Annotated in this window: 10 protein-coding genes; 3 read left to right on the top strand and 7 right to left on the bottom strand. The window is 43.9% G+C overall.

Going from position 1 to position 10,999, the window contains the following annotated elements; genetic code table 11:
• Positions 1-1,908: Calx-beta domain-containing protein (locus ACWYU8_RS13555; protein ID WP_457520180.1), on the top strand; the 1,908-nt coding region annotated here is incomplete at its 5' end.
• A 66-nt stretch (positions 1,909-1,974) separates the two neighbouring features.
• Here ACWYU8_RS13555 and ACWYU8_RS13550 read toward each other — a convergent pair.
• The gene (locus ACWYU8_RS13550) at positions 1,975-3,168 is read right to left on the bottom strand and encodes a class I SAM-dependent methyltransferase (RefSeq protein ID WP_457520179.1); all 1,194 of its coding nucleotides are present in this window, start codon (positions 3,166-3,168) and stop codon (positions 1,975-1,977) included.
• A 287-nt stretch (positions 3,169-3,455) separates the two neighbouring features.
• Between ACWYU8_RS13550 and yccX the strand changes: the two genes are divergently transcribed.
• On the top strand, positions 3,456-3,728 hold the full coding sequence (gene yccX / locus ACWYU8_RS13545; protein WP_457520178.1) for an acylphosphatase: 273 nt from the start codon (positions 3,456-3,458) through the stop codon (positions 3,726-3,728).
• Here yccX and ACWYU8_RS13540 read toward each other — a convergent pair whose 3' ends face one another.
• From ACWYU8_RS13540 to ACWYU8_RS13515, 6 genes are all read right to left on the bottom strand, one after another.
• Positions 3,729-4,058, bottom strand: coding sequence for a TusE/DsrC/DsvC family sulfur relay protein (locus tag ACWYU8_RS13540; RefSeq protein ID WP_065299691.1), 330 nt, complete (start codon positions 4,056-4,058; stop codon positions 3,729-3,731).
• 218 nt (positions 4,059-4,276) lie between these two features.
• Positions 4,277-4,939, bottom strand: a complete 663-nt coding sequence (locus ACWYU8_RS13535) for a Bax inhibitor-1/YccA family protein (protein ID WP_457520177.1) — start codon at positions 4,937-4,939, stop codon at positions 4,277-4,279.
• Positions 4,940-5,192: 253 nt separating this feature from the next.
• On the bottom strand, positions 5,193-5,942 hold the full coding sequence (locus ACWYU8_RS13530) for an amino acid ABC transporter ATP-binding protein (RefSeq protein WP_444492703.1): 750 nt from the start codon (positions 5,940-5,942) through the stop codon (positions 5,193-5,195).
• Between the two features lie 23 nt (positions 5,943-5,965).
• The gene (locus ACWYU8_RS13525; protein ID WP_457520176.1) at positions 5,966-7,063 is read right to left on the bottom strand and encodes an amino acid ABC transporter permease; all 1,098 of its coding nucleotides are present in this window, start codon (positions 7,061-7,063) and stop codon (positions 5,966-5,968) included.
• A 1-nt stretch (position 7,064) separates the two neighbouring features.
• Positions 7,065-8,270, bottom strand: coding sequence for an amino acid ABC transporter permease (locus ACWYU8_RS13520; protein WP_457520175.1), 1,206 nt, complete (start codon positions 8,268-8,270; stop codon positions 7,065-7,067).
• A 225-nt stretch (positions 8,271-8,495) separates the two neighbouring features.
• Positions 8,496-9,524 carry an amino acid ABC transporter substrate-binding protein gene (locus tag ACWYU8_RS13515; protein WP_457520174.1) on the bottom strand — a complete coding sequence of 343 codons (1,029 nt, stop codon included), beginning with the start codon at positions 9,522-9,524 and terminating at the stop codon, positions 8,496-8,498.
• 460 nt (positions 9,525-9,984) lie between these two features.
• Between ACWYU8_RS13515 and ACWYU8_RS13510 the strand changes: the two genes are divergently transcribed.
• The gene (locus ACWYU8_RS13510; protein WP_457520173.1) at positions 9,985-10,905 is read left to right on the top strand and encodes an NAD(P)-dependent oxidoreductase; all 921 of its coding nucleotides are present in this window, start codon (positions 9,985-9,987) and stop codon (positions 10,903-10,905) included.
• The last annotated feature ends 94 nt before the right edge of the window (positions 10,906-10,999 follow it).

Genomic DNA, 10,999 nt, shown 5'->3' with positions numbered 1-10,999 from the left:
GTACAAGGTGATACGGGTGTGCTTGGCAGTGACAGTGCGCTGGGCATCATTTATGACGGCGGTAACGGTCCTGGACCGGATCCGGATGATGACCGTCCAAGCGTGTATATCGTGGAAGACAGTGTGAATGTCGATGAAGGTAACGATGCTACGTTTACGGTTCGATTATCGGCCGCTGCTGATCTCAATGTTACGGTTAATTTACGTACATTGACGGATGGTCTTAACACGGCTGAGCCTGAGGACATTGGCGCCTTCGTGGTCACGCTGGCGGATGGTGTCACTGTGGTAACTGCGAACAGTGACGGCACGTATACCATTCCAGCAGGTCAGACCGATCTGAAAGTGACGGTTCCAACTACGGATGATGACGTTTACGAAGGGGATGAAACTTTCACATTAGAGGTTACAGCAGGTACTGGTGTACTTGGTAGTGATACTAGTATTGGTAACATCATCGAAGATGACCTTCCAAACACACCTCCAATCGCACGTGATTTCATCATCTCTTTGAATGTCCAGGAAGGCATTTTCCCTGTTCAGGATGTTGAGTTTGATGGATTAACAAGTGGTGGTGAACAGCGCGTGGAAGACCTCGAAGATGATGTCAATGGCGCAAATGATGATGACATTAAAATTCAAGTCACTGAGCTTCCAGAACACGGTGAACTGTATTATGTGGATGGAAATGGTCAGGAAGTCATCATAGATGAAAACACTGTGTTTGATGAAAACACAGAGGTTAAGTACCGTCTGACTGAAGACTTCTTTGAAGAGCAGAGCTTTGATACTGCCGATCTTCTTGAAGACCAAGGGAAAGATATCTTAGTTGGATCCTATACTCCACCTAACTCGAATTTAACTTTCACTGGTGGTCAGATAATTACTGATGGTAATACTATCATCTTTAATTCCGACGCTCAGATTTCAGTCGATTTTGCGAATCAACAGGTTGGGTTAGTTGTTGTTTCTCCGGGTGAAACGGGTCAGGGTGATGAAATCAGTACTAGTGAATATATTGCGCTAGAACTGGATGAAGATTTATCAGCAAACGAAGCGAAACTAAGTTTAGCCAGTTTGAATGACCGCTTCAACAGTGGTGCTGCATGGTTAACGGCGTACATCTTTCTAGATGGTCATCTTGTTGGTGTTCAGCAGTTTTACTCAACTGATATTACTTATACAGGTAATCATGAAGGATTTATCACAGTTGCGATGGCTAGTGGTAGCTTTGATGAAATTCGATTGACTCCAGACACCAGTAGTGCGAGTGACAAGGCAGGCTTCACTTTAGTTGGGACTGAAATTACTAGCTTTACAGACGTAAATGATGATTTCACCTATCAAGCTATAGACTCAGACGGTGCGGTAAGTAACGAAGCGACGGTATCTGTTAACTTTGATAACGTCACTTCCGATTCGGTATCAACGGCTGACTATAATACTCAATCGCTCACATTGACAGCGGCGGCGGATGCCGAAGCCAATATCATTATGGGTGACGATGGAGATAATGTTCTAGTCGGCACCAGCGGCGATGATATTTTAATCGGTGGTTTAGGTAATGATATCTTGACTGGTGGCGAGGGTGATGATGTCTTCAAATGGACAGAAATGAAGACAGCAACCGACACCGTTACCGATTTTGAAGCGGGTGACAAGCTTGACTTCACTGATTTGTTTGAGGACATGAGTCAGAGTGATATCACTGTCTTGCTTGATGATTTAGGGTCAGGCGATTTCAGCGGACAAGTCGATGACATTAGTATCTCAGTCACTGAAAGAGGTCAGAATTCAACCTTGATGATTCATAAAGGTGGTATGGACTTAGAGGTTAATTTTGACGGTGCTTCTGCGGCGGATATCGCAAATAGCTTAATGAGTAATTTGGAGCAGTTACGAGAATAGAAGCTGTTAAGTACTAAAAAACGGAGCGAAAGCTCCGTTTTTTTATCTGATGCTTGTATTAAAGATCTAAAGCACCTTGCAAGCAAAACCTTTCAGATAGAAACCTTCCGGGTAGGCCGTGTCCGTTGGGTGGTCTGCCGCTTGCTCAAATCGTTCAACAAACTTCACTTGGCGATTCGCGTCTACAGCAGCATCTGCGATGATTTTCTGGAACAGGACTTGGTCCATTAAGCCAGAGCACGAGTAGGTCAGGAGAGTGCCACCAGGCTTTAGGATCTGCATCGCTAGCATGTTGATGTCTTTATAGCCACGACATGCACCATTTAGCTGTGCTTTGCTTTCGGCAAACTTTGGTGGATCCATAATGACTACGTCAAATTTAGTCCCTTGGTCACGGTACTCACGCAGCAATTTAAATACGTCCGCGTTCAGGAATACAGCGCGCTTTTTCGAGATGTCGAATTCGTTCAATTCGGCGTTGTATTTTGCTGTGTCCAGAGCTGGCTGAGAAACGTCTGCGTTGATAACACGCTTCGCGCCACCTTTTAGTGCGTAAAGACCAAAGCCACCGGTGTAAGAGAAGCAGTTTAGTACTTCTTTATCTTTCACGTATTTCATCGATTGCTGACGACTATCGCGTTGGTCTAGGTAGAAACCAGTTTTATGGCCACCAACGATATCTACGCTGATCTTCACACCGTTTTCTTCAATTACCACAGATTTTGGTGGTTCTTCACCATGTAGGACACCAGTTGTCTCTTGCAAACCTTCTTTTTTACGCACGGCAACGTCAGAGCGCTCGTAAACGTTACAATCCGGGAAACATTCAACAAGGGCGTCAACAATCGCTTGTTTATTGTATTCCGCACCAGCGCTCAGTAGCTGACAAACAAAGAAGTTTTGGTAACGGTCGATAGTCACACCCGGTAGGCCGTCAGACTCTGCAGCGATTAAGCGGTAGCCAGTTAGCCCGTCACGCTCGATAACATCTTCACGCAGAAGCTGTGCGTCTTTAAAGCGCTTAACGAAAAACGCTTTGTTGATTTGTTCTTTTTCAAAACTCCAGATACGAGCACGGATTTGAGATTCAGGAGAATATGCTGCTTTGGCTAGCCATTTACCGTCGTGAGTGAATACATCAACCGTTTCACCAAGCGCAGGTTCGCCCTCAACTTTACTGATGCCTCGAGAGAAGATCCAAGGGTGCTTACGCTTAACTGATTTCTCACGACCTTTAACCAAATAGATAGCAGCTGTCATTTCTTTAGCTCTTGTTGAATTTTGAAAGGGGCGTATTGTCCGGGATGTGACTGGTAAAAGCAATAACCATTGGGATTTAGCTGATTTGTTCACTCGTTACTGCTTCATATAAAGACATATTAGTTAACGAAGAAGCAATAAGAGCCATCTTTATTTGAATTTTAAGTGAATGAGAGACTTATCAATCCCGTATGTCGTTTTTTCTTCCATAATTATTTCAGAACCCACTACGCTTATTGAGAGCGCTAAAAGGGTGTATAACAACCATTAGAAGAAGCGAAATAACGATGAACTTGAAGTGTGAAAAGTATTTAGTAAAGGGGCTTGTTCAAGGGGTAGGTTTTCGTTACCAAACCTCACATCAGGGATTGAAGCTTGGTTTGACAGGTTATGCTAAGAACCTAAACAATGGCGATGTTGAAGTAGTCGCCTGCGGTACTGAAACTCAAATAGATGAGTTTACTGAGTGGTTGAAAGAGGGGCCACGGACAGCAACGGTAGAGAGCGTCTCGCATGAAAACGCTTCATATAAACCCTACCGCGGCTTTAAGATTTTATGATTACAGGCATTTCGCTGGTTTTGGGAGGCCGGCCAGTTTAGTCGCTTGTTTTGCCGGGCCTTTTTTGAATAGCTTAAACAAGTATTTACTGTTGCCTTTTTCTGGGCCGTGTGCTTTTTCCATCGCTTTAACCAGCATTCTAACCGCTGGGGATGTGTTGAACTCTTCATAAAAGTCACGAACAAAGTGGACAACTTCCAAATGTGCATCGGTTAGCTCAATACCTTCTTCTTCTGCCAATAACTCAATCATGCCTTCTTCCCATTGAGTATGGTCTAACAAGTAACCTTGAGCATCGGTTTCAATTTCTTTGCCGTTGTAAACGAACATGACGTCGTATCCGTTAAGTAATCATTGATGTTTATAGATTAGCGTACAGGTGTGGATGTACTCAACAAAAGAATCTACTGGTTGTTTCAAGCGAAGCAAAAGCATACAAATAATGACTTAGCTCACCCTATGATTGTACAGGGACGGAGTAAGGCACGCATAAACAAAAAGCCCGAAGAATAATCTTCGGGCCTTTTAACTAGATTCAATCTGACTGATTAGTCGTCGTTCATGATGCCTAGAATGCTAAGCAGGCTGATGAAGATGTTGTAGATTGATACGTATAGCGTCACTGTCGCAGAGATGTAGTTTGTTTCACCGCCACGGATGATGCCTTGAGTCGTCATCAGAATCGCCATGGTTGAGAACACGATGAACAAGCTGCTCATTGCCAAGTGGAGAATCGTTGACTGAATGAAGATGCTCGCAATCATACCCACGATAAGCACAACGAACAGAGACAACATCAGGCCACCCATCATAGATAGGTCACGCTTAGTGGTTAGTGCGTATGCTGACGCAGCCATAAACGATAGCGCCGTACCACCTAGAGCGGTCAGTACAACGTCACCCATACCTGCACCGATGTACATGTTTAGGATTGGACCAATGGTGTAACCCAGGAAACCTGTGAACAGGAAGGTGAAAACCAATCCAAGGCTGTTGTTACGGTTCTTTTCTGTTAGGAAAAGCAGACCATAGAAACCAACCAACATAAGGATGATGCCCGGACGTGGTAGGTTAAACGCCATTGATACGCCAGCAACCACAGCTGACCATAGAAGCGTCATCGACAGTAGGGCGTAAGTATTACGCAATACTTTGTTCGTTTGTAGAGCACTTTCTTGTGTTGAAGTGCGGGTAAACATTGGACTGTTCATATTCTTCCTCGATAAGAGACTTTCTTATAAGTACATTTATGGGGTTGAAAGTTCAAAAAATCAAGCCCTAACCATGTATCGCTATGACAAAATAATAATAGAAATAAGACGTTATGTATGTGATAACTTGTAACACAATATTACTGCCAGATATAGCGAACGTAGATAACGTTACCATAACTGACTACGTATTGAAAAAGGCACTGTTCCTATTGAAATCAGTGCCTTTTTAGAGTGTCTCTAGCGCAAAATATTAATGGTGTAAAATTTGCGATAGGAAGTTTTGAGTACGATCAGATTGTGGGTTCTCGAAGAAATCTTTCGGATTATTTTCTTCGATGATCTCACCGGCATCCATAAAGATCACTCGGTCGGCTACTTCTTTCGCAAACCCCATTTCGTGGGTTACACACAGCATGGTCATGCCTTCTTCCGCGAGTTCAACCATAACGTCCAATACCTCGCGCACCATTTCGGGGTCGAGCGCAGACGTCGGTTCATCAAAAAGCATTACCTTAGGATTCATACACAAAGAGCGGGCGATTGCTACACGTTGTTGCTGACCGCCTGAAAGCTGACCCGGATATTTATCCGCTTGATCAGGGATCTTAACGCGCTGTAAGTATTTCATCGCTATCGCTTCTGCCTCTTCTTTTGGCATTTTTTTTACCCAAATAGGCGCAAGGGTGCAGTTCTCTAAGACCGTAAGATGAGGGAAGAGGTTGAAGTGCTGGAAACACATGCCCACTTCGCGGCGAACGGCCTCAATGTTTTTCAAGTCTTCAGTAAGCTCGGTGCCAGAAACAAAAATATTGCCCGCTTGGTGTTCTTCCAGACGGTTGATACAGCGAATCATGGTAGATTTACCTGAACCTGATGGGCCACAGATAACAATCTTTTCACCTTTCTTAACGTTTAAGTTGATGTTTTTTAGTACGTGAAACTCACCATACCATTTGTTCATGTCCTTCAGCTGGATCATGTAGTTCTGTTGTTGCGTCATAATACGTCCTTGATCTTGATGAGTTATCGTTTGTGACCGGTATGCAATTTGTGTTCGAGCCATATCGAGTAACGTGACATGCCGAAACAAAATACCCAAAACACTAACGCGACAAATACATAACTTTCTGTAGCAAAGCCAAGCCATTCCGGATCGGTGTTTGCTGCTTGCCCAATGCCCAGTACGTCAAACATACCGATGATCAGTACCAGGCTGGTATCTTTAAACAGACCGATGAAGGTATTCACGATAGAAGGAATCGTGATCTTCAGAGCCTGAGGTAAAATAATTAATCCTGTTTTTTTCCAGTAGCTCAAACCAAGCGCATCTGCCGCTTCGTATTGACCTTTTGGAATCGCTTGTAGGCCACCACGAACCACTTCAGCCATATAGGCCGCACTGAACATCACCACGCCAATGAGAGCACGGACGAGTTTATCTGTTTCTGAGCCTTCTGACATAAACAGTGGCAACATGACCGACGCCATGAACAACACTGTAATCAGAGGAACGCCACGCCATACTTCGATGTAGACAGTACACATGCTGCGGATAATCGGCATCTCAGAGCGTCTACCTAGTGCTAAGATCACACCAATCGGTAACGATACAACGATACCTACAAGCGCAATGATTAAGGTAACAAGTAAGCCACCCCATTTGTGCGTGTCAACGACTTCCAGACCAAACACGCCGCCGTACAAAAGCGCAGCGATGATGAACGGATAAACATTGACAAAAAACAGCCAGATCCACATGCGTTTTGGTGTTTTTTCATAAGCGACCAGAGCAGTAAGAATAGCCAGTGAGATATAAAACAGGCGAGGGCGCCACAGTTCAGCCTCTGGGTAGAAGCCATACATGAACTGCTCCCAGCGTACACTGATGAATACCCAGCAGGCACCTTCCCGGGTACACGCATCTCTCGTTGTTCCTACCCAATCAGCGTTGATAAACGCCCAATCGACAATGTTCCAAAGTGCAGTAAACGCTAAGTAGGCGAGCATAATTGTCACAATAGAGTTTACCAGACCATCAAACAGGTTTTTACGCATCCAACCTACCGCACCTACCGTGTTAGCCGGTGGTGGGAGATCAGGCTGAAATTGATGTGTACTCATATTATCTCTCCACCAGTGCGACTTTACGGTTGTATAGGTTCATTAACGCGGAAGTAATCAAACTTAGTGCTAAGTAAACACCCATCGTCATGGCAATAATTTCGATAGCTTGTCCGGTTTGGTTTAGCGTTGTGCCCGCAAATACGGAGACGAGATCCGGATAACCGATTGCCATGGCTAATGAAGAGTTTTTGGTTAAGTTCAAATATTGGCTGGTTAATGGAGGGATAATGATTCGCAAAGCCTGAGGAATAACGACAAGTTTTAGCGTTTTTGAACGCGGCAGACCCAGTGACATCGCTGCTTCGGATTGGCCATGGTTGACGGCGTTAATACCAGAGCGAACGATTTCAGCGATAAATGCCGCAGTATAAACACTTAAAGCAACCAGCAGAGCAGCGAGCTCAGGAATGATGCTGATACCACCTTGGAAGTTAAACCCTTTTAATGCTGGGTATTCCAGAGAGATAGGCATACCGACAAGCAAATACACAACCAGAGGTAAGCCAACGATTAAACCCAGAGCTATTTTTGTCATAGGTGTTTGCTGACCAGTCAGGCGTTGTTTGTTTTTGGCCCATATTGAGATGGATATCGTGGCTATCAGGCCGATAAGAAAGGCTGCAATGACAACACCACTGCCGTTTTCCAATATAGGCGCAGGGAGATAAAGACCACGTACGTTTAAGAAGATGGCCTCGCCAAGACTTAGACTTTGTCTTGTGGAAGGTAATGCTTGTAGAACAGCAAAGTACCAAAAGAAAATTTGCAGAAGAAGGGGAATATTTCGAAATATCTCAATGTAAACAGCGGCCAGGCGGCTTACCAGCCAGTTTGTAGAGAGACGAGCAACGCCGATTGTAAAACCAATCGCGGTTGCCAGGATAATACCTAAAACTGACACTAATGCAGTATTAAGCAGACCGACAATAAAGGTTCTGCCATAGGTATAAGTTTCATCATAATCAATCAGTGTAAGACCTATGCCAAAGCCTGCTTCTTGATCGAGAAAATCAAAACCAGTTGCAATGCCTCGAGCATCTAAGTTGTTCAGGGCGTTGTTGACAATGGTATAAAAGAAAAGTCCCAGTGCGCCCACGGCAATGATCTGAAAAATTGCAGAACGAAAAGCAGGATTATAAATCACACTCTTACTTCCGCTTGGTTTGGACATCGTACTTAGCGATGCATCTTGTGTCGGTTCCATACAGCGATAACCTCAAACCTTAGTTATAGATATCAGTCTGCATGAGCAAGTACAGCTAATTGCTTGCTAAATAGTATGCTCCGGCAATCATAGATTGTCAGCGTGAGTAGCTTGCCAAAATCCATCTTCTACTGGGCATGGTATTCACCAGCAAATGAGTGTTCCTTACTCATTCAGATTAATAGTAATGAAAAGGGCGGATGGACCGCCCTCATTAACTCGTTACTATCGGATTGGTGACGCGTACATGAAGCCGCCTTCATTCCATAGTGCGTTCACACCACGGGAAATGTCTAGAGGTGAGCCTTTACCCACAGTACGCTCAAAGCTTTCGCCATAGTTACCCACTTGCTTCACGATTTGGTAGCCCCAATCGTCGCGGATACCCAGACCTTTACCTTGAGGGCCATCAACACCAAGGATACGTTTGATGTTCGGATCTTCCGATTTCAACATATCATCTGCATTTTTAGAGGTAATACCGTATTCTTCCGCGTTAATCATTGCTGAAAGTGTCCATTTCGCAATGTTAAACCACTGGTCGTCACCTTGACGTACAACAGGACCTAAAGGCTCTTTTGAAATGATCTCAGGAAGTACCTGCGCCGATGCTGGGTTTTCAAGGTTCAAACGTAGGGCGTATAGACCTGATTGGTCAGTGGTTAGCACGTCACATCGACCTGAATCGAAACCTTTAGAGGTTTGAGCTGCTGTGTCAAATACTACTGGCTTGTAGCTCATACCGCTGTTACGGAAGTAGTCAGCTAAGTTAAGCTCTGTTGTCGTTCCTGACTGAACACATACAGATGCACCATCAAGCTCTTTAGCACTTGAAATACCCAGTTCCTTTTTCACCATAAAACCTTGACCATCGTAGTAGTTAACGCCTACAAAGTTAAGACCAAGTGCAGTATCGCGGTGTAACGTCCAGGTAGTGTTACGTGATAGAACATCAATTTCACCAGATTGGAGAGCGGTGAAACGTTCTTTTGCTGTTAGGGGGACATACTTAACTTTCGTTTTATCTCCAAGGACGGCAGCAGCCATTGCCTGGCAATATTCTACGTCGATGCCTTCCCATTCGCCTTTTGCGTTAGGGTTAGAGAAGCCAGGTAGACCAGTACTTACGCCACAAGTAAGAAAACCTTGTTTTGTTACTTTGTCCAAAGTAGAGTCTGCAGCTTGTGCTGATGTTGCCATCATTGCAGTAGAAGCCGCTACGACGGAAGCAAGAATTGTTAGTTTGTTTGCCATGTGTATCCTTCCTGTATGATCCGTGTTAATGCAATGTAAATTTAATTTAACTTATTCAATGTGTTTTTTGTTGTGTCCTACATGATTGATTTTCTGAGAAACGGCAATCGAAGAATCAAACAGTTCTAAGCGTAGGAAAGGATCTGTGAATTCTCAACTGTATAATTTAAATGGAGTTTTAAGAGAGCTTACGAATATCCTTAGGTTTTAGAATGACGAAATGTTAATTGTTTGTAAATAGTGCAAACGGTAGTCAAGTTGGTGCATCAGAACATTTAATAAAAATATGAGTAAATTTAGAGCATAAAACGTCGTTATTAGAACTGTCATTAGCCAACCTCGGTTGGCTTCAGTCAAAATTCGAACAAAAATTATTTAAGGAACTGAAATTGGGTTATTACCTTGCCCCATTTTTGGTAGCATGGTTTTCAACAGTTAATTAGAGTAATCACGAGTTAAAATGCGATATTTTCCTCTGTTCTTAGATTTAATAAATAAGCCCGTTCTCGTCGTCGGTGGTGGTGAAGTCGCGAGCCGCAAAGTAGAAGCCCTGTTGAAGGCTGGTGCAGATGTTACTATCGTGTCACCGTCATTAGTAGATTACCTGTCTACACTCGCACAAGAGCATCAACTGAGATGGATTCAACGATTCTATTCTAGTGACATTGTCACAAAGCGCTTTGTACAAGTATGGGCGACCACTGACAATCCGGATTTAAATCACAAGGTTTATAAAGATGCCAAAGAGCTGGGTATTCTCGTCAATGTGGTGGACGACAAGCCTTATTGTGACTTCATCACGCCTTCTATGATTAATCGCGGCCGCATTCAGATCGCAATTTCCAGTGGTGGCGCATCGCCAGTGCTCATTCGTAATATTCGCGAGAAGTTAGAAGCTATTCTTCCTCAAAATATGGGTTTGTTGGCAGAGTTTGCTAATTCCAAACGCAACTCAATTAAAGAAGCACTGCCAAGTGTCGATTTACGACGTAAGTTTTGGGAGCAATTCTTTGCGAACCCAGACGTAGAAAACGCGCGCGATAATCGAGAGCTGGAAACCATTTATAAAGCAACGATGGCTAACCCATTGGATGAAAAGGGCAGTTGCACTTGGATCCATGTCGGCAAAGATGTTGAGATGTTACCAATTAAAGCAGTTCGTTATATGCAGCAGGCAGAGCTGGCTCTTTACTCAACACGTTGTCAGGCCGATGTCATGGAATTAGTGAGAAGAGACGCGGAAAGAGGGTCTTTTTCAAATGCAGCTGAGTTGTCAGACATGCTCTCAAAGGCGAGAAAAGAAAATACGCGTGTTTGTGTGTTTATCCCTCAAGGCACCAGTGAATTTATATTGCTACAAGGGCAAGACCTTGTTATCTGATAAAGACAAAAACGCCGACGGTCACTACTCGTCGGCGTTTAATCTTTCGGTGTTAATGAGCGCAACGCAATGTTCTAATAACTAAGAAACATTA

This window comes from Vibrio limimangrovi (assembly GCF_054064025.1).
This window is presented reverse-complemented; position numbering and strand designations above follow the sequence as displayed.